The organism is Mycobacterium sp. NGS15 (genome assembly GCF_059813245.1).
In genome coordinates, this window is the sequence record NZ_JCALEF010000002.1 from 560,159 (window position 1) to 584,170 (window position 24,012).

General features: G+C 64.2%; 22 protein-coding genes. 6 read left to right on the forward strand and 16 right to left on the reverse strand.

Annotation, left to right across the window (positions count from 1 at the left end; translation table 11 throughout):
• Positions 1 to 519: 519 nt before the first annotated feature.
• From mnhG to moeA, 11 genes are all read right to left on the reverse strand, one after another.
• Positions 520 to 846: a monovalent cation/H(+) antiporter subunit G gene (mnhG, locus tag AC5Y5C_RS07020; RefSeq protein WP_499970373.1), complete on the reverse strand. Its 327-nt coding sequence runs from the start codon at positions 844 to 846 to the stop codon at positions 520 to 522.
• A gap of 5 nt (positions 847 to 851) precedes the next feature.
• Entirely contained in the window at positions 852 to 1,136 is a 285-nt protein-coding gene (locus AC5Y5C_RS07025) for a monovalent cation/H+ antiporter complex subunit F (protein ID WP_499970375.1), read from the reverse strand.
• Complete coding sequence (locus AC5Y5C_RS07030) at positions 1,133 to 1,711, reverse strand: Na+/H+ antiporter subunit E (RefSeq protein ID WP_499970377.1); 579 nt, start codon at positions 1,709 to 1,711, stop codon at positions 1,133 to 1,135. The genes AC5Y5C_RS07025 and AC5Y5C_RS07030 overlap by 4 nt, the downstream gene beginning before the upstream one ends.
• Positions 1,708 to 3,300: a Na+/H+ antiporter subunit D gene (locus AC5Y5C_RS07035; protein WP_499970676.1), complete on the reverse strand. Its 1,593-nt coding sequence runs from the start codon at positions 3,298 to 3,300 to the stop codon at positions 1,708 to 1,710. Before AC5Y5C_RS07035 ends, AC5Y5C_RS07030 begins: the two co-directional genes overlap by 4 nt.
• A gap of 5 nt (positions 3,301 to 3,305) precedes the next feature.
• Positions 3,306 to 3,770, reverse strand: coding sequence for a Na(+)/H(+) antiporter subunit C (locus AC5Y5C_RS07040; RefSeq protein WP_499970379.1), 465 nt, complete (start codon positions 3,768 to 3,770; stop codon positions 3,306 to 3,308).
• Positions 3,767 to 6,670 carry a Na+/H+ antiporter subunit A gene (locus AC5Y5C_RS07045; RefSeq protein ID WP_499970381.1) on the reverse strand — a complete coding sequence of 968 codons (2,904 nt, stop codon included), beginning with the start codon at positions 6,668 to 6,670 and terminating at the stop codon, positions 3,767 to 3,769. The genes AC5Y5C_RS07040 and AC5Y5C_RS07045 overlap by 4 nt, the downstream gene beginning before the upstream one ends.
• 226 nt (positions 6,671 to 6,896) lie before the next feature.
• Positions 6,897 to 8,006 (reverse strand): hypothetical protein, encoded by a 1,110-nt coding sequence (locus AC5Y5C_RS07050; RefSeq protein ID WP_499970383.1) that lies wholly within the window; start codon positions 8,004 to 8,006, stop codon positions 6,897 to 6,899.
• Between the two features lie 570 nt (positions 8,007 to 8,576).
• Positions 8,577 to 10,799 (reverse strand): AAA family ATPase, encoded by a 2,223-nt coding sequence (locus tag AC5Y5C_RS07055; RefSeq protein ID WP_499970385.1) that lies wholly within the window; start codon positions 10,797 to 10,799, stop codon positions 8,577 to 8,579.
• 6 nt (positions 10,800 to 10,805) lie between these two features.
• Positions 10,806 to 11,693 carry a CDP-diacylglycerol--serine O-phosphatidyltransferase gene (pssA, locus tag AC5Y5C_RS07060; RefSeq protein WP_499970387.1) on the reverse strand — a complete coding sequence of 296 codons (888 nt, stop codon included), beginning with the start codon at positions 11,691 to 11,693 and terminating at the stop codon, positions 10,806 to 10,808.
• Between the two features lie 11 nt (positions 11,694 to 11,704).
• A complete protein-coding gene (locus AC5Y5C_RS07065; RefSeq protein WP_499970389.1) occupies positions 11,705 to 12,436 on the reverse strand; it encodes a phosphatidylserine decarboxylase in 732 nt (243 codons plus the stop codon).
• 83 nt (positions 12,437 to 12,519) lie between these two features.
• Positions 12,520 to 13,713 (reverse strand): molybdopterin molybdotransferase MoeA, encoded by a 1,194-nt coding sequence (moeA, locus tag AC5Y5C_RS07070; RefSeq protein ID WP_499970391.1) that lies wholly within the window; start codon positions 13,711 to 13,713, stop codon positions 12,520 to 12,522.
• A 116-nt stretch (positions 13,714 to 13,829) separates the two neighbouring features.
• On the opposite strand from moeA, the gene AC5Y5C_RS07075 reads away from it, so the two are divergent.
• The 3 genes from AC5Y5C_RS07075 to AC5Y5C_RS07085 all read left to right on the forward strand — a co-directional run bounded on the left by AC5Y5C_RS07075 (position 13,830) and on the right by AC5Y5C_RS07085 (position 16,052).
• Entirely contained in the window at positions 13,830 to 14,627 is a 798-nt protein-coding gene (locus AC5Y5C_RS07075) for an HAD-IIA family hydrolase (RefSeq protein ID WP_499970678.1), read from the forward strand.
• Between the two features lie 15 nt (positions 14,628 to 14,642).
• Positions 14,643 to 15,023, forward strand: a complete 381-nt coding sequence (locus AC5Y5C_RS07080) for a VOC family protein (protein WP_499970393.1) — start codon at positions 14,643 to 14,645, stop codon at positions 15,021 to 15,023.
• Positions 15,024 to 15,137: 114 nt separating this feature from the next.
• Complete coding sequence (locus AC5Y5C_RS07085) at positions 15,138 to 16,052, forward strand: SDR family NAD(P)-dependent oxidoreductase (protein ID WP_499970680.1); 915 nt, start codon at positions 15,138 to 15,140, stop codon at positions 16,050 to 16,052.
• A gap of 9 nt (positions 16,053 to 16,061) precedes the next feature.
• Here AC5Y5C_RS07085 and AC5Y5C_RS07090 read toward each other — a convergent pair whose 3' ends face one another.
• The 4 genes from AC5Y5C_RS07090 to AC5Y5C_RS07105 all read right to left on the reverse strand — a co-directional run bounded on the left by AC5Y5C_RS07090 (position 16,062) and on the right by AC5Y5C_RS07105 (position 20,208).
• Positions 16,062 to 16,892: an alpha/beta fold hydrolase gene (locus AC5Y5C_RS07090; protein ID WP_499970395.1), complete on the reverse strand. Its 831-nt coding sequence runs from the start codon at positions 16,890 to 16,892 to the stop codon at positions 16,062 to 16,064.
• 28 nt (positions 16,893 to 16,920) lie between these two features.
• Positions 16,921 to 17,424 (reverse strand): cupin domain-containing protein, encoded by a 504-nt coding sequence (locus AC5Y5C_RS07095; protein ID WP_499970397.1) that lies wholly within the window; start codon positions 17,422 to 17,424, stop codon positions 16,921 to 16,923.
• A gap of 19 nt (positions 17,425 to 17,443) precedes the next feature.
• On the reverse strand, positions 17,444 to 19,138 hold the full coding sequence (locus tag AC5Y5C_RS07100) for a DEAD/DEAH box helicase (RefSeq protein WP_499970399.1): 1,695 nt from the start codon (positions 19,136 to 19,138) through the stop codon (positions 17,444 to 17,446).
• 146 nt (positions 19,139 to 19,284) lie between these two features.
• Entirely contained in the window at positions 19,285 to 20,208 is a 924-nt protein-coding gene (locus AC5Y5C_RS07105) for an SDR family NAD(P)-dependent oxidoreductase (RefSeq protein WP_499970401.1), read from the reverse strand.
• Positions 20,209 to 20,308: 100 nt separating this feature from the next.
• Between AC5Y5C_RS07105 and AC5Y5C_RS07110 the strand changes: the two genes are divergently transcribed.
• Together AC5Y5C_RS07110 and AC5Y5C_RS07115 are read left to right on the forward strand one after the other, a co-directional pair.
• Positions 20,309 to 20,872: a TetR/AcrR family transcriptional regulator gene (locus tag AC5Y5C_RS07110; RefSeq protein ID WP_499970403.1), complete on the forward strand. Its 564-nt coding sequence runs from the start codon at positions 20,309 to 20,311 to the stop codon at positions 20,870 to 20,872.
• 46 nt (positions 20,873 to 20,918) lie between these two features.
• Positions 20,919 to 22,013 (forward strand): hypothetical protein, encoded by a 1,095-nt coding sequence (locus tag AC5Y5C_RS07115; protein ID WP_499970405.1) that lies wholly within the window; start codon positions 20,919 to 20,921, stop codon positions 22,011 to 22,013.
• Here AC5Y5C_RS07115 and AC5Y5C_RS07120 read toward each other — a convergent pair.
• Complete coding sequence (locus tag AC5Y5C_RS07120; RefSeq protein WP_499970698.1) at positions 22,004 to 22,249, reverse strand: hypothetical protein; 246 nt, start codon at positions 22,247 to 22,249, stop codon at positions 22,004 to 22,006. The two genes, AC5Y5C_RS07115 and AC5Y5C_RS07120, sit on opposite strands and share 10 nt — an antisense overlap.
• Before the next feature lie 129 nt (positions 22,250 to 22,378).
• Here AC5Y5C_RS07120 and groL point away from each other — a divergent pair, with 129 nt between their 5' ends.
• Complete coding sequence (groL, locus tag AC5Y5C_RS07125) at positions 22,379 to 24,004, forward strand: chaperonin GroEL (protein ID WP_499970406.1); 1,626 nt, start codon at positions 22,379 to 22,381, stop codon at positions 24,002 to 24,004.
• Positions 24,005 to 24,012: the final 8 nt, after the last annotated feature.

Consider the following 24,012-nt stretch of genomic DNA (forward strand, 5'->3'; position numbering starts at 1 on the left):
CAGCGGCCAAGTATTTAGCCATGTCAATTGGGGCTTCGGCCAGTTGGCAGACAACTCGGGCTTTGGCTGATACTTGGTAGGGCCGGGTTGCCGTGATGTCCTCAGCGGCTCTTTCTACGAGGGCCAGGTGGAATACTTCAGGTGAGATATCGGGAGGTTCTGTGTTTCGTCGCAGGTCAAGTCGTGTGCGGCGGCGGGCTCCGCACCTCCCGTTGGCCGGCGGCTACGAATTTGAGGACACAGCGGTAACGATTCCGATTCCGGTGGTCCCCAGCGTGGAACACGAGTCGTATTACGTTCCAGATCCCGTACCTGATCCCCTACCTCCCGCCTATCCAGGCGAGCCATCGACCAGCGCGCCGTCCGCGACACTTGGGCAGTCCGATGACCAATTGCCGAGCTGTTTCGCTGCGGAGCACCAGACGAAGGCATGGCCCGCGCGCGGGGAGCCGACGGCCAACGTGTCTGCGGCCCCGTTTTGGAATCGTCGGAACACGCGCAGATAGTGCCCCGGCTCGCTTAACGCTCTAGTTCGTCGGTCGTCATCAGGTCGTCGCGGACGCTCCGCTCGTGATACGCGAGCCGTGCCACCCGGTGTGCGACCACCGGGGCGGTGATGATGGTGAACAGCCCGGTAAGCATGATCATGCTGACGTCGGCGTGCCCGCGAAGCCGCAGCGCGGCGCCGGCCAGGACCAGCAGCAGTCCCAGCACCTGCGGCTTAGACGCCGCGTGCATGCGGGCCAACGTGTCAGGAAAGCGCACCACGCCGATCGCCGCGGTGAGGGCCAGCACCGAACCGCACAACACCAGTACACCGGAGATTCCGTCGAGAAAAGTGTTCATCGCGGTTACCTCCTCTCGTCAGGGAGATCGATCGCGGTGTCGGGCACCCGGAATCGCGTCACGCTCACCGAGCCGAGGAAACTGATCAGCGACAGCGCCACCATGCCGTACAGCACAGTGGAATCGAGGCTGTAGGCGGCCCATGCGGCCAGCACACACATCGTGACGGCCACCAGGGTGTCCACGGCGACGAGCCGGTCCAAAGTGTTGGGTCCGGCGAGCAGCCGGTACATCGTGACGGTGGCCGCGGCGATGAGCAGCACCGCGGCCATATGCCATAGGAGGCTCATGTCCCGGCCCTCGTCTCGGACTCGTCGACGGTGCCATCTTCGGGATGCCAATCGGTGTCGCGCTCGAAGGCTGCGATGAAGAGTCGTTCCAGTTGGCGTAATTGGGTGTAGAAGCTCGCCACCGCCTTCGGCGAACCCACATCCAACACGTGCACGTACGCCAGTCGGCGTTCTTGGTCTATCTCCAGGACTACCGAGCCGGGGATGATCGTCAGCGTATTGAGCAGCAGGGCCATCACCAGATCAGATTTCACCGAAAGCTGTGCTCGCAGTACGGCACTCAACGGTGGCGGGCCGGGTCTGATCGCCAACCACGCCACCTGCAGACTCGAGAGCGCCAGGTAGTACGCGACCGTGAATGCAAGGCCGATCATCGACACTACATGCAGACGGCCCTCGACCGGCATCCGCGGCATCGGTAGTAGGACTGTGATGGCCAGTGCCACCAGCAGTCCGGTCATGGTGTTGGCGACCGAGAAGTTGCCCCACAGCATCGTCCACACCAGCATCAGCCATACCAAAATCCAAGCCCGCAAGATGATTTCGCGAGGGCCGTGCATTACCAGGCTTTTCATCGTGGTCCACCCCCGAGGACGGCACTGATGTACACCGTGCGGTCACGGACCTCGGCGGCGGCCCGATCGCTGATCCCCATGATGGGTCCGGCGAAGACGGTCAGCGCCACCCCGACCGCGATCAACCCCAACGTGGGAGCCAGCATCCCCGCCGGCATCCGGCCCACGTCGGCTCGGTCCACGAACGCGATCTCTTCGCTATCGTCGAGAAGTGCGGACGGTGAGGCCGCAGCGAGGTCGCCCTCCGGTGCGTCGGCGCGTGGTCGCCAGAACGCCTTGGTCCAGACGCGGGCCACTGCATACAGGGTCAGCAGACTCGTGATCGTGCCTCCGGCCACGAGGCTCCACGCCAGCACCGAGCCCTGCAGCGACCCTGCCTCCAGGAGTGCGACCTTGCCGATGAAACCCGAGAACGGTGGGATGCCACCCAAGTTCAGTGCCGGGACGACGAATGCGAAGGCCAGCAGGGGACTTGCGGCGGCGAGGCCCCCCAGACGGTTCAGCGACGATGCCCCGGCCTGCCGTTCGATGAGTCCTACCACGAGGAACAACGTCGTCTGCACGATGATGTGGTGTGCCACATAGTAAATAGCCCCGGACATACCGAGCTCATTGGACAGCGCGATACCGAAGATCATGTACCCGATATGGCTGACCAGAGTGAAGGACAGCAGTCGTTTGATATCGCTCTGGGCAATGGCGCCCAGGATGCCGACGATCATGGTGAGTAGGGCGGCCACCAGCAGTACCGTGTTCAGCACACCGCCGGGGAACAACAGGGAATGCGCACGAATGATGGCGTACACGCCCACCTTGGTGAGCAAGCCCGCGAAGACCGCCGTCACGGGTGCCGGTGCGGTGGGGTAGGAGTCGGGTAGCCAGGTCGACAGCGGAAAGACCGCTGCCTTGATGGCGAAACCCACCAGCAGCACCGCGAAGATCGCCATCCGGGTACCCGACGGGATGCCGTCTGCGCGGACCGCTATTTCCGCCATGTTCAAGGTTCCGGTTGCCGCGTACACGAACGCGATTCCCAGCAGGAAGACCACCGAGGACATCATCGAGACCATCACATACGAGATGCCGGCACGCACCCGGTCGGCACTGGCTCCGATGGTCAGCAGCACGAAGCTCGCGGCAAGCAGCACCTCGAAACCGACGTACAGGTTGAACAGATCGCCGGCCAGGAAGGCGTTGCACACGCCGGCCGACAGCGCCAGATAGGTGGGCATGAAGATCGACACCGGCTGGCGCTCGTCACCGTCACGAATGCCTTGAGCCGCCGCGTACAGCACCACCGTCAGCAGCACGATGGCCGAGACCACCAGCATTAGCGCCGAAAGGCGATCTACCACAAGCGTTATTCCGAGAGGTCCCAGCTTCTCCTCGGTCGGCCCCCAGCCGCCGACGGCCAACGCGAAGGTGCCGTCGCGATCGGCCAGGTAGAGCAGCGCGGCGCAGACCCCGAGCACCGTGGTCAAGGCTGTGACGGTGATCAAGAGTTGCAATCGTGGGCGGCGGCCCGCGATCAGAGTCAGCGCGGCCGCCGCCGTCGGGATGAGGACCGGGAGCGGTGTGAGAACAGTCATGGCACTCATGACTTCTCACCCATCGGTAGGGCATCGAGTTCGGCGGGGGAATCCTCATCGACAGATGCGGATTCCCCCTGGTGTTCGTCCCGATCGTCGGTGACGGGCTCCGGCGGTTCGTGGGCGACGCGCGCGTCCTCGGCGTCGTCATCCACGACGTCATCGGCCTCTAGCGTGAACATGCGATAGATCAGGGCCAGGGCAAAAGCCGCAACACCCATGGTGATGACGATCGCTGTCAGGATCATGCCCTGGGCCAAGGGATCCGCCACAGTGGTTCGGCCATCGGACTGCCGTCCGATGATCGGTGGATTGCCGGACGGGCCACCCACCGTAAGGATCAGGAGGTTCACCGCATTGCCGACGAGCAGCAGACCCAACACCATGCGGGTCAGGTTGCGTTCCAGCATCAGGTACACGCCGCACGCCGTGAGGGCGCCGATGATGACGAGCAGTCCGAGGTTGGTCACGATCCGCGCACCCCTGTCCGGGCGCGTGGAGATTCTTCGAGCTCGACGTCCAGGCGCGCGCCCAGACTGCGGAGCACATCGAGCACCAGGCCAACCACCACCAGGTACACGCCAAGATCGAAGAACAGCGCAGTCACGATCTTGACATGGCCAAACCCGAGCATGTCGAATTGGATTGTGGCCGAAGATAACACCGGCGCGCCCAGCAGAATCGAGGCTAGGGCGGTACCCCCGGAGAAGGCCAGTCCGAGACCGAGGATCTTGCCGGCATCGAATGGCAGAGTCTCGCCCAGCTCGTAACGGCCACCGGCGAGATAACGCAGTACGAGTGCCAGCCCGGCCGTCAGGCCGCCGGCGAATCCTCCGCCCGGAACGTTGTGCCCGGCGAAGAAGAAGTAGAACGAAAGCACCATCACGAGCGGGAAAATCAGCCGCGTCGCCACTTCGAGTACCAGCGACCTGTGCTTGGGATCGCGCAGCTCGCTGCCGCGCAACCAGACCCCTGATGCCACCACGACATCCGGTTGACCTGCCGCGTCGGTTAATGGTCTTCGCCCGAGCTGGGGGTGTCTCCCGCTTGCGGGGGACTCATCCCCAACTCGAGGGGCCCTGCCAAAACGCCGGTGCCGGAACATCAACGAGGCAACACCCGTCGCGGCAACAAGCAGCACCGAGATCTCGCCCAGAGTGTCCCAGGCGCGGATATCCACCAGCAGGACGTTCACCGTATTGGCGCCGTGCCCGCGCAGATACGCCGCGTCGGGGAGCAGGTCGGCGATCGGGCGATCGCGTCGTGCTGCCATCGCATACACCCCGAGAGTGGTGACCGTGCATCCGACCGCGATCGCGAGTACGGCACGGGGCAGCCGGAACCTATTGGCTTGCTCCACATCTGATTCGGCAGGCAAGGCCCGCAGCACCAACACGAAGATCACAAGGGTCAGGGTCTCGACGAGGAACTGCGTCAGCGCCAGATCTGGTGCACCATGTAGCGCGAAGATGACGCCCGTCCCATAACCGGTGATGCCCACCAGTAGCACCGCCGCCAAACGGTTGCGCATGACGGTCGCACCGATGGCGGCCGCAAGCATCAGTAATCCCACCACTCCCTGCAGCGGGGAATCCCACAGTTTCAGGTGTGGTTGGTCGCGGGCCCCGAGGGCCAGCACGATCGTCGGCAGCATGACCAGAGTGACCAAAATGGTGGCCTGGGTGAACGGGATGGAGCCCCGCTGAGTGAGTGCGGTCAGTCGCTGAGACAGCACATCGGCTCCGCGCAGTACCGCGTCGTAGCCGCGGTCGGCATTGCCCAGCGGATTGACGGCGAGCCGTGCTCTGCGCAGGCGGCCCCGTGAGAAGAACGCGACAATGCCGACCGCGAAGGCGAGCGCGGTGAGCAGAAGCGGTGTTCCGAAGCCCTCCCAGATCGCAATATGCGCGTCAACAGGATCGGCGTAGCTGCCCAGTGCCCAGTTGAGCCAGTCGGGCAGTATGCCGGCAGCGATACTTGCCACGGACAGTAGCGCGGGAGCCACCAGGAAGACAGCGGCCGGAGCATGCATGGCCTGTACGCGGGCGCTGGGTTCGGGTAAACCCTTGCGCGCGAAAGCTCCCCACATGAACCGCATGCTGTAGGTGATGGTGAACATCGAACCGACGACGATCCCGGCCAGCACCCAGGGCGCGGCCGAACCGAGCACCTGGCTATGCAGCACCGTCGCGAAGGCCAGCTCCTTGCCGACGAATCCCAGGGTGAGTGGCACCCCCGCCATGCTCGCCGCGGCGAGCCCGGCGATCACGAGTAGCGACGGTGCGCGCGGTCCCAGCCAGGCCAGCTTGCGGATATCGCGCGTACCGACGGTGTGGTCGATGATTCCCACCACCATGAACAGTGCGGCCTTGAACAAGGCATGCGCGCACAGCATGACAAGCCCGGCCAAGAGGATGTCGGGATCGCCCGTTCCGGTGAGAACCACCAGGAACCCGAGTTGGCTTACCGTGCCGAAGGCCAAGATCAGCTTGAGGTCATACTCGCGCAGGGCGCGCCAACCCGCCAGGATCATGGTGGCGATGCCCAGCACCAGCACGATGGGCCGCCACGGTGTCGCCTCGGCGAACCCTGGCGACAGGCGGGCCAACAGATAGATACCGGCCTTCACCATGGCCGCGGCATGCAGGTAGGCGCTGACAGGAGTGGGCGCCGCCATGGCGCCCGGAAGCCAAAAATGCAGGGGCACAATGGCGGACTTGCTCAGGGCACCGATCAGCACCAGCACGAGACCGGCGCTGGCGGCCATACCCGACGGTGGGTGCGCGATGAGGTCGGAGAGCAGGAAGCTTCCACCGACGTGACCGAGCACGATGACACCGACCAGCATTGCCAGTCCACCGGCGGTGGTCACCAGAAGTGCCTGCACCGCCGCGCGGCGACTGGCAAGCCGTTCCGCGTAGTGGCCGACCAAGAGGAAGGACAACACGGTCGTCAGTTCCCAGAAGATGTAGAGCAGCAGCAGATTGTCGCTGATCACCAGGCCGAACATGGCGCCGGAGAATGCCACCAGCTCGGCAGCGAAGCTCGGCAATCGCGGCTCGGTGTGCCCGTCGCGATGACGGAAGTAGCTCGCGCAATAGAACAGCACCATCGATCCGATGCCCAGCACCAGCACACTCATGATCGCGGCCAGCGAGTCGAAGCGCAGTGCGATGTCCATCGCTAGCTCGGGCACCCACGCAATGTCCACGCGGACGTCCGTACCCTCGCCCGGCCATCTCGCCAATACCCAGATCAGCGAACCTAAGGGGACCAGGGCAAGAGGATAGAACGCCAGTCGGCCAGCGCGCGCCACAAGTAGCGGCGCCATCGCGGCCGCAAGTGCGTGGGCAAGCAGAATGGCAAGCAAAGGCACTCCCGTCTATCGGTTATTGGGCGGGGTGTCGTGGTGTCTAGTTTACGGGGCGAAGATTCGACGTTCCTGTTAGGTCTCCGACCGTACTGAGTAGCAAACATATGCAGCAGCTGTGCCAGACCGCTTCATCTAGCGCTATGTAGGGCATGTAGCGAGAGAGATAGGTGCGATCACTACGCATCTAGTTAACCGGCCAACCCGATTATGGTGCGGGAAGGGATTAATCAAGGCTGCCGCTAGGTTTGATCGGATGGTGCATCTTGTCCGCGAGCGGATGATTCGCGCACGGTAACCCGCAGTTCTGCGTCGCTACGCGGTCAGGACGCGCGAGGCGGGGTACCAATGGCGTTGGTGGTGTTCCGGTGGGCGCGGTAACGCTTGCTTCCCCACACTCTCCCCTGCGCTCCCATGTTGAGGTGTGGACAGGTGTGTCGTGTGCTGCCACGGTCGTCATAGTTACCAATGGGGCAGCCCAGAGGCCGGTGGCCTGATGGTATTGGTAGCTGGTCTCGACGGAGTTGGCGAACTGGCGCAGATTGTGCCGGAGCGCGAGGGTCAGATCGGCGACAAGGCGTGTGTGTTCAATCGCAGTCACGTCAATGGCATCAACAAGTTCGCCAACAGGTAGTTCGTGGCATACGAATTCGGTGAATGCGTGACGCGCGGTGTCTGCGAAGCTGTCGCCGACCCGGCGTACACGGTCAATGACGTCGTCCGTGTAGGCGGCATTGATGTTTTCGTTTGTCTTGAGAGCGCGAGTCGGCGCCAGCTCAATGAGAAGAGCCGGTTTAGTGGTCGCCAACGGTGTCAGGTGCGGTGGTGTTGACCATTTGCCAGTGGCTCCGAAGTTTTTCCATGCTCCCGCTATGGCGCTGATAGCGACACTCATGTGTTCGCCCATGATCTTGAACGACTGTCGGTGTGCGGTCATGATCGTCGCAGTGCCCGCCAGCAACAGGTGTACTGCCACCTCGTGGGGTGCCTGATCTCGTATCCCGACGATTGCCTGGAGAGTGCTGGCTGTTACCTGGCTGATAGTGTCAGCCAGAGCGTCCATGCGGCTTAGCGTAAGAGTCACGGCCGGATCTGCGTCAGCGAATGCCTGCGCGTGAGGCACGTCGACGAACTGGCCATGAAACGGATCATCCACCAGGTCATTATGTAGGAACCGTGATTGGGTGGCGACTACGCTGGTCACGTGCATCACCAAACTTGCTATATAACGATGCAAGGACGACGATAGACGCATGGACCGGTTCGCTGGCTCACACTCGCTCGATGATTGCATGGGAATGGATTGCGTGATCCACAATCCCAGTGGCCACCACATGCGGGACTGGCCGCAGCGGTGGCGGGCAACCGACGTTCTGGACCGGGTCTGTGAACATGGGCAGGCCCATCCTGACCCGGACCAGTTCATGTTGTGGCTGGCGCAAGGGTACGAGACGTTAGCGGTGCATGAGTGCGACGGCTGCTGTGCCTACCCCTCGCACGCACAGACAGATCGCCGCACCGCAGCTGATGTCGAGTCAGAATTATCGATGCTGAAAACGGTGCGCGATGTAATAAAAAATAGCGGAGCGCCCGCGGCCCGTCCCACCGTGTTGGATGAAATATTGCGCGACGAACTCGAACGTTTCCGACACCGCGACAAGTAGTAGTAGTCGTAGTAGTCCCACAAGGTTGGCAGGCAGCGTCTCGATTCTGGCGGTCAGATGTCGTTATGCAAAGTGCTGTATGACTGCAGAAGGCATTTCGAGTGATGACGTGAGGATGGCTGTCACCGACCCCTGAAAAAGTTGGCGACAGCACGGGGAGCTGGTTCGACCCGCGCCCCGGCGGCATTTCGTACGCCAACACCGTTTACGGGCACTTGACGATTGGCGCGACGCAACCCTTTTCAGCGGTTGTCAGCAAACGCGCGCAGGGATGCCACCTGCACGGGATCCAGCGACGGGCGCACCGTGGCGCGCGCGGTCTCGACGTCGGCGACGGTGACGTCTGCGGCGTCGATGGATCGTCGCATCGCCGCCATCGCGGCCTCGCGTAACAACGCGGCGCAATCGGCAGCCGAGAAGCCGTCGAGTTCGGCGGCGAGGGCGTCCAGATCCACGTCGGTATCGAGCGGGACCGCGCGTGCGGCCGTCTTGAGAATGTCTTTGCGGGCCTGAGCGTCCGGGGGTTCGACGAACACCAGGCGTTCCATCCGGCCCGGGCGCAGCAGCGCGGGGTCGATGAGCTCGGGGCGGTTGGTGGCGCCGAGCACCACCACATCACGTAGCGGTTCCACCCCGTCCAGTTCGGTAAGCAGGGCCGCCACCACACGGTCGGTGACTCCCGAGTCGAAGCTCTGCCCGCGCCTGGGTGCCAGGGCATCCACCTCGTCGAGGAACACCAGGGAAGGCGCCGAATCGCGCGCCCGCCGAAACAGCTCGCGGACCGCCTGCTCGGAGGCTCCGACCCATTTGTCCATCAGCTCTGCGCCCTTGACCGCATGCACGGACAACCGCCCGGAGCTGGCCAGCGCACGCACCACAAAGGTCTTTCCGCAGCCGGGCGGTCCGTACAGCAGCACCCCGCGGGGCGGGTCCACGCCTAGGCGTTCGAAGGTGTCCGGATGCTGCAAGGGCCACAGAACGGCTTCTGTCAGTGCCTGTTTGGTGGTCACCATGTCGCCGACGTCGTCGAGGGTTATCGAACCGATGGCCACCTCCTCGGTACTGGACCGAGACAGTGGACGGATCACGGACAGCGCGCCGACGAGGTCTGCCTGGTCCAGAGCTGGTGCGCTGGCCTTCTCGCTGGCCCGCGCCGCTGCCCGCAATGCGGCCTCGCGTACCAGTGCGGCCAGATCGGCCACCACAAAACCCGGTGTCCGTGCCGCGATCTCATCGAGCTGAAGGTCTCGCGACGGCACCTTCACCAACAGAACTTCGAGTAGTGACTTGCGGGTGGCCGCGTCGGGCAGGCTCAGACCGAGCTCGCGGTCACACAGCTCGGGAGCACGCAGCCGAACGTCGATAGCATCGGGATGGGCGGTGGTCGCGATGAATGCGACCCCAGAAGTAGCCACCGCAGAACGCAATTCAGCGAGAATTAGTGTCGCCACGGGCTCTGCGGTGGCCGGCAGCAGCGCGTCGATATCGGAAATCAGCAGGACTCCGCCGGACTGCCGGACGCGGCTCACGGCTCCGCGTATTGCGTTGAGGCGCCCGTCCGCTGTGGTGGCACCTACTTCCGGTCCGTCCAGCTCGATGAGTGTGCGCGGTGTACAGACCGCGCGGGCCAACGTTGCCTTCCCGACCCCACCTGGGCCGGATATCAGCACACCCAGATTTGGTTGTGCGCCAAGTGTTTTCAGCAGGCCCGGTTCATCGAGGGCGAGTTTGAGCCACTCGGCGAGCCGGGCAGCCTGCGCCTGCGAGCCCCTGAGATCCTCTGTGGAGACCGCCGCGGGCGGCTGGGGAGGCGGAGCCGTATCGGCGGCGGATTCCGGTGGCCGCGCCAGCGCCGGTTGCGGGGTGGGGCTCAACGGGGTCGAGCCCTGCCAGCTGACAAGAGAATTGGGCTGCACACTGACCGGACCGGCCGGATCCACGGCGGTCACCGTGAGCAGCTCGGAGGTCCAGGTGATGCCCACAGAGCGGGCTAGCGATGTCGTCGCCTCCGATGTGGATGTTCCGGGGCCGAGGTCCCGTGGCAGTAGCGAAACGGTGTCCCCGACGGTCATCACCTTGCCCAGCAGTGCGAGCCGAAGTGTCGCGGACGAAACAGATTGGGTGGTAAGAGAGGAACCGCTCACGCTGATCGACCGTGCTCCGTACACCGTCACGGGGGTGACGATGACGGACGCGTCCTCACGCAGCCCCGCATTGGACAGCGTGACGTCGTCGAGCAAGGCAGTGCCGGCCGGAACTGAGCGCGGTGCGACCCCGACGACGGCCGCCGTCGTTCGCGATCCGGTCAGAGATATGGCATCCCATTCCCGGATGCCCAACGCGGCGATCGCTTCTGGATGCAACCGAACTACACCGCGCCGTGAGTCGACAGCCGATGTGTTGAGGCGAGCGGTGAGAGTCAGCGATGAGCCAGTAGGGCGAAGAGCATCCGGATATGCGCTCATGCGTTCCTAGCGTGGCCTGCCGGGACGGCGCAGGCCCAGGCGTTCTGCGGTGCGCCGCTTGGGCAGCGCGGCCTGCCGGAAGGCGCGTCGCTGGTCTCGGCGCTGATCGCGGCGAAGGTCACGACGCTCTTTGGGCTTGGCGTCCCAGGATTCGGGCCGCGCCGCCACCCAGCGCTGACTGCGCCAGGCGAACGGGATATGTGTCAGGTAGACGACGATCAGGATGAGCAGCAGCACATAGGGGTACTGCAGTAGCCCGGCGGCGGCCACCGTCACCAGTGCGAGCAGTAGAACCACCATGCGCGGCGGTACCGAGACGGATTTCATGGCGGCGGTGGGTATCTGGCTGACGATGAGCATGGACACGAAGACCATCCACGCGCATATCGCCCATACCGACGACCACCATCCGTCGCCGAACTGCAGGACGGCGGCCAGTGGGGCGAGCACCATCAGTGCTCCCGCGGGAGAGGGCACCCCGACGAAGTACTCCTTGGTGAACGCGGGCTGGGAATCGTCGTCGAGCAGCGTGTTGAAGCGAGCCAGCCGCAGCACGATGCATACCGCGTAGAGGAGTGAAAAGACCCATGCGGTAGGGGTATCCGACAGCATCGAGATATACAGCACCACTGCGGGGGCAACACCGAAATTCACCGCGTCGGCCAGCGAGTCGATCTCCGCGCCCATTCGTGACGTCGCGTCCAGCAGTCGGGCGATCCTGCCGTCGAGACCGTCGAGGATGGCCGCGGCGGCGATCAACGTCAGCGAGATGTACGGCTTTCCGTCGAACGCGAACTTGATCGACGACAGGCCACCGCAGATCGCCAGCACCGTCATCACACTCGGCAGGATCCGGATGTGCACGGGGCGCTTCGAGAATGCGGCTTGGGTCATGGCTGAGCCGCTTACGCGTTATCTGTCGAGGAGGGCAGCTCGGCCAGCACGGTCTCGGCGCCGACGGCGCGTTGCCCCGGCTGGACAAGAATTTTCGAACCCTCAGGCAGATATGTGTCCACCCGGGAACCGAATCGGATCAATCCGTAGGTATCGCCGATGGACAGCTGGTCGCCGACCTTGGCGTGGCAGATGATCCGACGCGCGATGAGCCCGGCAATCTGCACCACCACCACATCGTGCCCGGAGCGGGTGCGAATCTGCACGCTATTGCGTTCGTTGGCGACACTTGCCTCGGCGCGATCGGCAGACAAGAACTGCCCGCTGCGGTGAATGACCGCAGTCGCCTCACCGGCGACCGGAACCCGCTGAACGTGGACGTCGAACACCGACAGAAAGATGCTGATGCGGGGGAGCGGTTCGGCAGGCAGCCCGAGCTCGGCCGGCGGCACGGCACGGTCGACCAGGCAGATCTGGCCGTCGGCGGCGGCTACCACCACCTCGGCGCGGTTGGGTGGGATACGCGCCGGATGCCGGAAGAATGCGGCGCACGCGCCGGCGAGCGCCAGCCCGGTACCGCGAATCCAACGATTCTTGAACCCGAGACCTGCCAGCCCCAGTCCCCCGGCGATGAACGGAAGGCCTGCCGGATGGATCGGTGGGATGGTCGAGCGGAAGAGTTCGACGATATGCGGGATGCCGGAATCCGGCTCTGAACCTACGGGGCGGGGGCGTCTTGCCACCGGACCATCCTAGTGATGCGGCCGATGCGCCGGGGACGGCACGACCGACACAGTGGCTAGGATGCCCTTGATAATGCCCGTCATCAGCTCAGATTCCACACGCTGACTGTTGTGCCCGCCGCCAGTTGGGTGACGTCTTCCGGGATATCCAATAGGCAGTTCGATGCCGCCAGCCACCGCAAGTGGTGCGATGCGGGAGGTCCGACTGCCCTCACCGTGCCATTGCCGGCATCCCAGCATCCGCGACGGAACTGCCGCTTACCTGGGGGAGCGGAGATCGGGTCGGTCAGGACCGCCTCGTGGCGTACCCGCGCCGGATCTAATCCCATGGCCGCCCGTAACGGCTCGCGAATGAATACCTCGAACGACACCAGCGCGCTGACGGGATTGCCGGGCAGGGTGAGCACCGGAACGCCGTTGACGTGTCCGGAGCCCTGTGGCTTACCGGGCTGCATGGCCACCGAGACGAATTGGACACCAGCGTTCGTGAGCGCATCCTTGACGACCTCGTAGGCTCCGGCGCTCACCCCGCCGGTGGTGATCACCAGATCGGCCTGCGCACCGAATTCGTCGAGCACGGACAGGAATTGTTCGACGTCATCGGCGACAGTCGGTGCCACCACGGCGTCGGCTCCGGCCTCCTGTACGGCGGCGGCGAGCATGACGGCGTTGGATTCGTAGATCTGTCCGGGCTTGAGATCGGTGCCCGGGGGCATCAACTCGCTGCCGGTAGAGGCGATGACCACCCGCAGCCGGGGGCGCACGGTGAGCTCTTCGAGTCCGAGTGCCGCCGCCAGACCCAACGCCGGCGCCATGAGGCGGGTACCGGCGTACAGCACGGTATCGCCGGCTTGCACATCCTCACCGGCAGATCGGATGTGTTGCCCGGCACGGGGTTCGCCGGTGATGGTCACGATCTCGGTGCCACTGTCGGTGACCTCGACGGGCACCACCGCGGTGGCGCCGGCGGGCAGCGGTGCACCTGTCATGATTCGGTGTGCGGTGCCGGGTTTGAGTGTCAGCTCGTCGGTGCGCCCGGCGGGGATGTCCTCGGTGACGGGCAGTTTTACGGGATGGGTGGGCGAAGCCCCTGCGAGATCGCCGCGGTGGACCGCATACCCATCCATCGCCGAGTTGTCGAACATCGGCAGATTCAGTGGCGCGATGACATCGGCTGCAAGGACCAACCGATCGGCCGCGCCGACCGGTATCCGCACGGGCGATGGCGCCTGGATCAATCCGGCGACGACTTGCTGGTGTTCGGCGACGGAACGCATCGGCTCATTATTGCCCGATCGCCGCGCGCATACCGCATGCAGGGGTTTTTGCTGCGTATGTGCCCACGGTGGGCCCTCAGCGTGCGGTGCTCACCGCATGGCAGGAAACTAGCGTTATGACCGTCGGCGGAGTGCTCTTCGATATCGACGGGGTCCTGGTGACCTCGTGGGAGCCGATCGATGGTGCTGCGGAGGCCCTCAAGGTGCTGGCGAGCGAGGATGTTCGTCGTTGCTTCTTGACCAACACCACCTCGCGGACTCGGGTGCAGATCGCGGAGTTGCTCACTGCAGCCGGGCTGGCGGTACCCGCGGATGAGGTGATTACCGCCGCGATGCTGACCGCCGACCACGTGATCGCCCAGCACCCCGGCGCGCGGTGTTACCTGCTGAATGATGGCGACATCACCGCCGATATGCCCGGAGTCGACTTCGTCGAGTCCCTCTCCGACGATCCCGATGTGATCATTCTTGGCGGGGCCGGTCCGCAGTTCGATCACGTCGCACTGAGCCGGGTCTACGACCTGATGGCTCAGGGGATTCCGGTGGTCGCGATGCATCGCAATGCGATGTGGAGCACCCGCGAGGGATTGCGCGTCGATACCGGTGTGTACTTGGCGGGTATGGAGCAGGTGTCGGGACGCAAGGCCGTCGCGGTGGGCAAACCGGCCCCGGCCGGGTTCCAGCTGGCTGCTGAGCGGATGGGGTGCGAGCCGGATCAAGTCGTGATGGTGGGTGACGACCTACATGTGGACGTGCTGGCCGCCCAGGTTGTCGGCATGACGGGCGTGCTGGTGCGCACCGGCAAGTTCCGTCAGGACACGCTTGATAGGTGGGCGGCCGATCAATATGCGATGCAACCGGCGTACGTCGTTGACTCGATCGCCGACTTACCGCCGCTGTTGTCGGGCCTGTAGGCCAGAATCTGCGTCATGATCGATCACTTCGGCATCAACTGCGCGGACGTGCCGACGGCGGCCGCGTTCTACGACAAGGTGCTCGGCGTCCTCGGGTTCACCCGCCAGATGGATTTCGGTGTCGCCATCGGGTACGGGACGGCGGGAAAGCCCGACTTTTGGATTGGCGGCGGTGACGTTGCGAGCGGTCCCAATCGTGAGATCCACGTTGCTTTCTCGGCTACGAGCACTGAGAAAGTCGACGAGTTCTTCGCGACGGCCACGGGTGAGGGCGCCGAGGTGCTCCATGCGCCGCGGCTGTGGCCTGAGTACCACCCCGGCTACTACGGCGCGTTTGTGCGTGACCCCGACGGAAACAATATCGAGGCCGTGTTCCACGGAGCGGTACCCGCCTAAGCGCCCGGAGACGAGCGTATTGACTCCGACTGTGTGATCGCTGGTATCGAACACCGGGAGAACTGTGAATGCGGTGGGGTGGGCAGTGCGGCGGCTCTGGGGCAGGATGCGTTTGTGACCGCGCACTGGACTACCGCTGATATTCCTGACCAAGCCGGACGCGTCGTCGTCATCACCGGCGCAAATACCGGTCTGGGTCTTGAGACGGCCCGCGCGCTGGCCGCCGCGGGAGCCCAGGTGGTTCTCGCCGTCCGCGACCTGGACAAGGGTGCTGCCGCCATCGAGGAGATCAAAAAGACGGTGCCCACGGGGAACCTGGCGCTGCAGCGGCTCGATCTGTCCTCGCTCTCGAACATCACATCCGCAGCCGGGCAGCTGAGCACCGATTATCCGCGGATCGATCTGCTCATCAACAACGCCGGAGTGATGTATCCACCGAAGGGTGCCACCGCGGACGGATTCGAGCTGCAGTTCGGCACCAACCACCTGGGGCATTTCGCATTCACGGGGCTGCTGCTGGAGAACCTGACCGGGGTGGGAGGTTCGCGCGTCGTCACCGTGAGCAGCAACGGTCATAAGTTCAGGGCCGCAATACATTTCGATGACCTGCAGTGGGACCGTGGTTACAGTCGAGTGGGGGCGTACGCCCAGTCCAAACTTGCGAACCTGTTGTTTACCTACGAGCTGCAGCGTCGCCTTGAGGCTGCAGGAACCGAGACGATGGCATTGGCGTCGCACCCCGGTGCATCGGGCACCGAGCTGATGCGTCACATCACCTTTGGTCCCGAGGCGCTCAGTGCGGCGGTGTTGAAACTCGCACAGAGTCCGGCGATGGGCGCGCTGCCCAGCCTGCGCGCCGCCACGGACCCGGCCGCATCGGGCGGCCAGTACTACGGGCCCGCAGGCTTCGGGGAGCTGCGTGGGTATCCCAAGGTTGTCAGGTCCACCAAGCAGTCACACGATGAGCCTCTGCAACAACGGCTTTGGTCCGTTTCGGAGGAACTGACCGGAGTGCGGTTCCCGGTCTAGCGTGGCCGGTCAGGCTGAGGCAGCGTATCCCTCGGCGGGTCGCAATGCCCGAAGTACCTCCGCCAACACACCGCGGTTATGTGCCATTGACCAGTGATTGGCGAGGCTGCCCGGGTGCAGGTTCTGGATGGTGATGTTCCGCGTGCCCGGCCCATTCAGGAAGGCTGAGGTGTGCGGTGTGATGACCATGTCGTAGCGAGTGACGATCGTGGTGTATTCAACGCCGGGTACGGTGTCGTCAACCGTATTGAGCTGACCGATGAACCCCGAGCTGCGCAGCTGTTGCATCGGTGCGATATCGATAGCCTTGGCAAGTGTGTAGAGGTGCGGCAGGCGGATTCGCAGCCAGTCGATCACCGAGTCCAGTCCCCAGACTGTCGACCCGTGATAGCTCGGCGAAAGACCGATAACCCTGCGGGCGTACCTCGCGCCCCCCAGGAAGTGAAGGTAGTAGCGGATGAGTGGGCCGCCCTGGGAGTGGCCGATAAGGTCGACGGAGTTCGCGCCGGTCACTTCTCGTACGCGGTCGACGAATGCCGCGAGTTCAGCGGCCGAGCGCCGCATGTCTCCGGTACCGCCGACGCGGCCCATCCGCATTCCGCCATAATTGAGCGCGAACACGCGGTGCCCGTTGTTGAATAGTAAGGGCGACAACGCATTCCAGTTCAGTAGCATAGTGACATGGGTTCCATGTACCAGTATCACCGGAATCGTGCCAGCAGGCGCCGGGCTCGTCCAATCATTCGCTCCGGGCGGCGCGGCGAGCGGATTCCGCAGCCAGGATCGTAGTGCGGACAACATCGAGTAATCGACCGGCAAGGCTGCCTGAATCTCGGTCACCCGTGGATGTTGTCACAGGCGACCGGGTTCATACGAAGAAATTGTCGTGATCGATGAACCATTGCGTGCGCTGTTCGTCGGTCATGTCGGCGAGCTCGCCAAAACCTTCGAAATACCGCTGCCGGGGTGCGCCGGGGGCGAACAGCATGAGCAAGGAAGCCGCTTCGCCCGAATCGTTCTGGAATGCGTGAAGGCCGCCCGGCGGGACGAACAAGAAGTCGCCCGAGGTGGCGTCGACCCATGTTTCGCCGTTGTACAACCGCCACGTTCCGGAGAGCACGAAGAACGCCTCCGACATAGCTTTGTGGAAATGCGTTGCGGCCCCAAAGCCTTTCACCGGTCCGGCATCGATTCGGTACAGCCCGTAATCGCCTGCCGTCGACTGCTGGGTCGCCAGGTAGTGATACTGGACGACATTGCCGTCGCCGGGGGCATAGTCGGGTGGATCGGTGGCCGGTGTGAATGTCGCGCTGACCACGCCGGTGTCGCCGTGATACCGCGGCTCGGGGTACCCAGAAACGATCAGTGACATGCGATCCACGCTACGCGCGTCACAGCTCCCGATGAAGGGTGCGGACGGCGACAATGCGCTCCTTGAGCTGATCGCGGGTGGCTGCCGCGATCGGAGGGCCGCCACACCGGCGGCGCAGCTCGTTGTGAATCCAGCCGTGCGGTTTACCCGACTTGAAATGTGTGGCTGACACCAGCGCGTTCAGCTCGCGTCGCAGCTCGCGCAGTTGGCCGTGCGTCGAGGTAATCTCGGGGGGCACCTCACCCGAAGCAGTGCGTTTAGTGAGCTGCTCTTCTTGCCTGCGCCGCAAGAGGTCTCGCATCTGGTTCGGATCGAGCAGGCCAGGGATACCGAGGTACTCGGCCTCCTCGTCGCTGCCCGCGGGTGTCGCGGTGCCAAAGGATGCCCCGTCGAAGATCACCTGATCCAGTTCGGCGCTGGCACTCAGTGATTCGAAGCCCTTCTCTTCCTCACCGGGCTCGGTACGCTTGCGTTCCACCGGCTCCTCATCGCCCATCGGTTCGCGATGTGGCTTGCCGAGCACATGATTACGCTGCTCTTCCAGCAGACTGGCGAGCTCCAGCAGTGTCGGCACCGAGGGCAAGAAGATGCTGGCTGTCTCGCCTGGTGTCCGCGAACGCACGTACCGCCCGATCGCCTGGGCGAAGAACAGCGGCGTGGAGGCACTCGTCGCGTACACGCCGACCGCCAGCCGCGGCACGTCCACACCCTCGGAGACCATGCGCACGGCCACCAGCCACTCGCTGCCGTCGGTAGCGAACTGGGCGATGCGGTCCGAGGATTTCGGATCGTCGGAGAGCACCACGGTGGGTTCTGTGCCGGTGATCGTGGTCAGCAGCTTCGCATAGGCGCGGGCGGCCTTCTGATCGGAGGCGATGATCATGGCCCCGGCATCGGTCATGCCGCCGTTGCGCTTCTGCTGCAGCCGCGCGTGGGCGGCGCGCAGCACCGCGGGTATCCAGTCGCCGTTGGGATCCAGGGTGGTGCGCCAGGCGCGTGCGGTTTGCTCGGCGGACAGCGGCTCGCCGAGGCGGGCGGCGTGTTCCTCGCCGGCGCTGTCACGCCAGCGGGCCTCGCCCGAGTACGCCATGAAGACCACGGGACGCACCACGCCGTCGGCCAGCGCCTCGGAGTAGCCGTAGGTGTGGTCGGCCTGCGAGCGCTGGTAGCCGGCGCCGTCGGGCTCGTAGTTGATGAACGGGATCGGGCTGTCGTCACTACGGAATGGGGTTCCGGTCAACGAGAGGCGTCGGGTCGCGTCGTCGAACGCTTCACGGACGGCCTCACCCCAGCTCTTGGCGTCTCCGGCGTGGTGTATCTCGTCGAAGATCACCAGGGTGCGGTGGTTCTCGGTGCGGACCCGGTGTCGCGTGGGGTGGCTGGCCACCTGTGCATAGGTGACGACGACTCCGTGGTACTCCGAGGAGTTCTGCGAATCCGAGTTGCTGAATCTCGGGTCCAGGGACAGGCCGAAGTCGGTTGCCGACTGAGCCCACTGGATCTTGAGGTGTTCTGTCGGCACCACGACGGTGATCTTGTCGATGGTGCCGTCGGCCAGCAGCTCGGTAGCAATGCGCAGGGCAAATCTTGTTTTCCCTGATCCAGGGGTGGCGACCGCCAAGAAATCACGGGGTTTGGCGGCCAAATACCGCACTAATGCCCTACGCTGCCAGCCCCGCAATGTATGGGTGCTGGGCGCTTCTACAGCCCGCACCCTATGGACTCCTTACTGATCGAACAGGAGCCTAACGCAAGGGATTACGGGGCTGCATCCTGACGGGCGCGGCGGGCACCGCGTGTCGTGTCACCAGGGTGGCGGTCGGTGACGATCAGCACAGTGCCCGTCTTCGTCCCGCTCTCCTACTTGACGGGGAAGGTCACGTCGGTGAGTTCTTCAGATACCGACCACAGCCGGCGCTGCAAATCGAGGTCGTAGGACTGATCGCTCGATGCGACGACCTTCGGGTTACCGCGTTGTTCCATGAATCCATCTGGTCCGTAGTACTGGCCGCCCAGAGCGGCCGGGTCGGTGGCGGCCCGCAGTGTGGGCAGTGCGCCCATATCCGCGCCCTGGACGAGTAGCGGCGCCACAACGTCGAAGACCGCCCGCACCCACAGTGGAGAGTTGCGTGCGAGCTCGGTGTTGGAGCCGCCCGGGTGGGCGGCCAGGGCGACGGTGTTGGTGCCGACCAGGCGCCGCTGCAGTTCATAGGTGAACAGCAGGTTGGCCAGCTTTGATTGCCCGTACGCCGCTACCCGGTCGTAGTTGCGCTCCCACTGCAAGTCTTCGAAGTGGATGGCCGCGCGTAGACGGTGCCCGATGCTGGAGACCGTCACCACGCGTGACCCCTCGACGGGCAGTAGGTGGTCTAGGAGCAGGCCGGTAAGCGCGTAATGCCCCAGATGATTGGTGCCGAACTGAAGCTCGAAGCCGTCGGCGGTGGTCGATTTCTCTGTCCACATCACACCGGCGTTGTTGATGAGCAGGTCGATCTTCTCGTAGCGCGCCTTGAGCTCGTCGCTGGCTCGGCGGACGGATTCCAGCGATGACAGGTCCAGCGACTGCAGGGTGACATCGGCGTTCGAGTGGGTCGCGGTGATCTCGGCGGCAGCGGCCTTTCCCTTTTCGGTATTGCGCACCGCGAGTACGACGTGGGCGCCGTGTGCGGCGAGTGCCTTGGCCGTTTCCAGGCCCAGTCCGGTGTTGGCGCCGGTGACGACCGCGACGCGGCCGGTCTGATCGGGGATGTCGGTGGTACTCCACGTGGTGGTCGATCGTGTCATGGGGACTCCTGAGTAGTATCTCCAGTAACCGGGGCGGTTACTCCGCTTACGAATATACGGAACGATCGCCCCGTTTTGTCAATGCCTGAAGGAGTGTGAGATGGATCAACCCGTCCGGCCCTTGCGGGCCGATGCCGCCCGCAACCGTGCACGGGTGTTGGAAGTCGCCTATCAGGCATTCGCGGAGGAGGGTCTGGGCGTCTCGATCGATGAGATCGCGCGGCGCGCGGGCGTGGGCGCCGGCACCGTGTATCGGCATTTTCCGGCCAAGGAGGACCTGTATCGCGCGGTCGCAGAAGATCAAATGGGCAGCGTGATTGGCAAGGGGCGTGAGCTGCTGGAATCCGCCAGCCCCGGCGAGGCGCTGTTCGGCTTCTTGCGTGCGGTAATGGACTGGAGTAGCGCCGATCAAGGATTAGTGGACGCGTTATCGGGTGCGGGTATCGATGTTCAGACTCTCATGCCGGATATAGAGGAGTCCTTCTACGCAGTCCTTGGCGACCTATTACAGGCCGCACAGAAGGCGGGCACGGTGCGCCCCGATGTCGGGGTGCACGAGGTAAAGGCGCTCATGGTCGGGTGTCAGGCCATGCAGAGCTACAACCGGGAGGTCTCGCAGCAGGTGACCGATGTCGTGTTCGATGGGCTGCGGCCGCGTCAGTAGTCACAGCAGGTTTGCGTCGCTACCTTGGGTGGGTCGGAGGTAGCAAATGTCTTTTCGTCGTTGGCCGGTCGTGCTGGCAGCGCTCCTGCCGGTGGCCGGGTGCTCGTACTTCGGGGCGCGGCACGCGGACGATTGGCGCAGTCGGACCGACGTGGATTCGGCCGAGCTGGCGGTCAACGCCGCGCTGCGGAATATCGATCCGTGCGGATTCGTGGACGCTGAATCGATCAAAGCCAGGATTCCCCGCGCGATCTCCTATGGACACACTGAGGGTTTTGACCGGTGCACTCTGCAGCTGGGCGCGTATGACGGTGATTTCGTGAGTGACGTCTCGGCGACCATCGGATTCGATCTCGCGACTGCGCCCACGCAACTGCCGGAACCACCCGTCGATTCGACGGAGGTCAACGGGATCGTGGTCAGTCACGTGCTGGGGCCGACGAGTAATCGCGGATGGTGCCGGTACGTGTTCAACCTCGACGCGAGTGATGCTCCCGATGTGTCGTCTCAAGGTGGCGCTGCCGATCTGATGAAGCGTGTTCGCCTGGTCGTGGTGGCTAGCCTCGCCAGGGATCCAGGTCCGGGTCGTCCCGTCTACCCCTGCAAGGAGGCAATCGCGATCGCCACCGGGGCTGCGCAGATTCGATCACGACATCTGCCCGTGAGATCCGATTCCGTTGTGCGCCCCGCCGAACAGGATCCATGTTCACTACTGGCTGACCTGCGCGGATTCGCCAGTTATCGCCCGGGCAATAGTGGTGTGCTGGAGAAGGAGCTGTACACCTGCTGGTTCAGTGCGGGGCCGCCCGAAGATCGGAAGGCGCAAGGAGTTGGGCTGACGCTGCGTCCGGTGGATCCACGCGAACCTGGCACCTCCGAGTACGGCAGCGAGCGGCACTCGGTGGTGGAGCAGGCCGCCGGGGTGGAACTGCACGTCAGTACCGTCACCCGGACGTACGACAAGCCGTTCTGCGAGGTCTATGTGTTTCTCGGACGGAACTATTCGCCTACTTACCTGACTCCAGAAGGCGCCCGTCCGCAGGATGTCCGAGTGCCTGCCGCAGTGCTGCGCGGCACGTCTTCCTGTGACGATGTCAAGGCAGTGGCCGTGGCGGCGGGTAAGAAGTTCGGTCAGCCGTAAGCGGGTAGCACGAAGGATCGACCGACCGTCAGCGCCCGGCGGGCAACCAGCTGACGCACGCCGGGCAGCCGCAAGGACCACAGACCGAGCGTCCGCTCTCCGAAGCGCTTTTCCGACGCCTGTACGGCGGTTTCGGCGACCGGCTCGGGAGGCAGGGCGTCGACGTCGCATTTGTTTGGTGTAGGGAGTCGACGACCGCCCTTGCACTCGCCATGCCCGAGTGCTAAAAATGGCATTGGCACTCACGACCGGTGAGTGCTAGGTCGGGACGGTGAGGCCGCAGCCCACACAGCTGCGTCCGTCCGTCGCGGGCACTGCGCCCGGCCCAGAACGTGCAACCCCCTATACGGAGGAATCACTTCGCAATGGCCAAGACAATTGCGTATGACGAAGAGGCCCGCCGCGGCCTGGAGCGGGGCCTTAACGCCCTCGCTGACGCGGTCAAGGTGACGCTGGGCCCCAAGGGTCGCAACGTCGTCTTGGAGAAGAAGTGGGGCGCCCCCACGATCACCAACGATGGTGTGTCCATCGCCAAGGAGATCGAGCTGGAGGATCCGTACGAGAAGATCGGCGCTGAGCTGGTCAAGGAAGTTGCCAAGAAGACCGATGACGTCGCGGGTGACGGCACTACTACCGCCACCGTGCTCGCTCAGGCTCTGGTCAAGGAAGGCCTGCGTAACGTCGCCGCTGGCGCTAACCCGCTTGGCCTGAAGCGCGGTATCGAGAAGGCAGTCGAGGCCGTTACCAGTGCCCTGCTGGCTTCCGCCAAGGAGATCGACACCAAGGAGCAGATCGCGGCCACCGCGGGTATCTCCGCGGGTGACCAGTCCATCGGCGATCTGATCGCCGAGGCCATGGACAAGGTTGGCAACGAGGGTGTCATCACCGTCGAGGAGTCCAACACATTCGGCCTGCAGCTGGAGCTCACCGAAGGTATGCGCTTCGACAAGGGCTACATCTCGGGTTACTTCGTGACCGACGCCGAGCGTCAGGAAGCCGTCCTGGAGGATCCCTACATCCTGCTGGTCAGCTCCAAGGTGTCGACCGTCAAGGACCTGCTGCCCTTGCTGGAGAAGGTCATCCAGGCCGGCAAGCCGCTGCTGATCATCGCTGAAGACGTTGAGGGCGAAGCACTTTCGACCCTGGTCGTCAACAAGATCCGTGGCACCTTCAAGTCCGTCGCCGTCAAGGCTCCGGGCTTCGGCGATCGCCGCAAGGCCATGCTGCAGGACATCGCGATCCTCACCGGTGGCCAGGTCGTCAGCGAAGAGGTTGGCCTCTCCCTGGAGACCGCCGACATCACCCTGCTGGGTACCGCTCGCAAGGTCGTCGTCACCAAGGATGAGACCACCGTCATCGAGGGTGCAGGCGATGCCGACGCGATCCAGGGCCGCGTGGCCCAGATCCGCAGCGAGATCGAGAACAGCGACTCCGACTACGACCGCGAGAAGCTGCAGGAGCGCCTGGCCAAGCTGGCCGGCGGTGTTGCGGTGATCAAGGCCGGAGCCGCCACCGAGGTGGAGCTCAAGGAGCGCAAGCACCGCATTGAGGACGCCGTTCGCAATGCGAAGGCCGCCGTCGAAGAGGGCATCGTCGCCGGTGGTGGCGTCGCCCTGCTGCAGGCTGCCCCCGCGCTGGACTCGCTCTCGCTTGAGGGTGACGAGGCCACGGGTGCCAACATCGTGCGGGTGGCGCTGTCGGCTCCGCTGAAGCAGATCGCCTTCAACGGTGGTCTGGAGCCGGGTGTCGTCGCGGAGAAGGTTGCGAACCTTCCTGCGGGCCATGGCCTGAACGCGGCGACCAACGTGTACGAGGACCTGCTCGCGGCCGGCGTTGCCGACCCCGTGAAGGTGACCCGCTCGGCGCTGCAGAACGCGGCGTCCATCGCGGCGCTGTTCCTCACCACCGAGGCCGTTGTTGCCGACAAGCCGGAGAAGTCGGCCGCACCTGCCGGCGACCCGACCGGTGGCATGGGCGGTATGGACTTCTAAGTCCTATA

Bases quoted from the DNA above. Each gene is read 5' to 3' on its own strand.
- mnhG (WP_499970373.1), bottom strand. From the start codon at position 846: ATGAACACTTTTCTCGACGGAATCTCCGGTGTACTGGTGTTGTGCGGT.
- AC5Y5C_RS07025 (WP_499970375.1), bottom strand. From the start codon at position 1,136: ATGAGCCTCCTATGGCATATGGCCGCGGTGCTGCTCATCGCCGCGGCC.
- AC5Y5C_RS07030 (WP_499970377.1), bottom strand. From the start codon at position 1,711: ATGAAAAGCCTGGTAATGCACGGCCCTCGCGAAATCATCTTGCGGGCT.
- AC5Y5C_RS07035 (WP_499970676.1), bottom strand. From the start codon at position 3,300: ATGACTGTTCTCACACCGCTCCCGGTCCTCATCCCGACGGCGGCGGCC.
- AC5Y5C_RS07050 (WP_499970383.1), bottom strand. From the start codon at position 8,006: ATGTGGTGGCCACTGGGATTGTGGATCACGCAATCCATTCCCATGCAA.
- AC5Y5C_RS07055 (WP_499970385.1), bottom strand. From the start codon at position 10,799: ATGAGCGCATATCCGGATGCTCTTCGCCCTACTGGCTCATCGCTGACT.
- pssA (WP_499970387.1), bottom strand. From the start codon at position 11,693: ATGACCCAAGCCGCATTCTCGAAGCGCCCCGTGCACATCCGGATCCTG.
- moeA (WP_499970391.1), bottom strand. From the start codon at position 13,713: ATGCGTTCCGTCGCCGAACACCAGCAAGTCGTCGCCGGATTGATCCAG.
- AC5Y5C_RS07075 (WP_499970678.1), top strand. From the start codon at position 13,830: ATGACCGTCGGCGGAGTGCTCTTCGATATCGACGGGGTCCTGGTGACC.
- AC5Y5C_RS07080 (WP_499970393.1), top strand. From the start codon at position 14,643: ATGATCGATCACTTCGGCATCAACTGCGCGGACGTGCCGACGGCGGCC.
- AC5Y5C_RS07095 (WP_499970397.1), bottom strand. From the start codon at position 17,424: ATGTCACTGATCGTTTCTGGGTACCCCGAGCCGCGGTATCACGGCGAC.
- AC5Y5C_RS07105 (WP_499970401.1), bottom strand. From the start codon at position 20,208: ATGACACGATCGACCACCACGTGGAGTACCACCGACATCCCCGATCAG.
- AC5Y5C_RS07110 (WP_499970403.1), top strand. From the start codon at position 20,309: ATGGATCAACCCGTCCGGCCCTTGCGGGCCGATGCCGCCCGCAACCGT.
- AC5Y5C_RS07115 (WP_499970405.1), top strand. From the start codon at position 20,919: ATGTCTTTTCGTCGTTGGCCGGTCGTGCTGGCAGCGCTCCTGCCGGTG.
- AC5Y5C_RS07120 (WP_499970698.1), bottom strand. From the start codon at position 22,249: ATGCCATTTTTAGCACTCGGGCATGGCGAGTGCAAGGGCGGTCGTCGA.
- groL (WP_499970406.1), top strand. From the start codon at position 22,379: ATGGCCAAGACAATTGCGTATGACGAAGAGGCCCGCCGCGGCCTGGAG.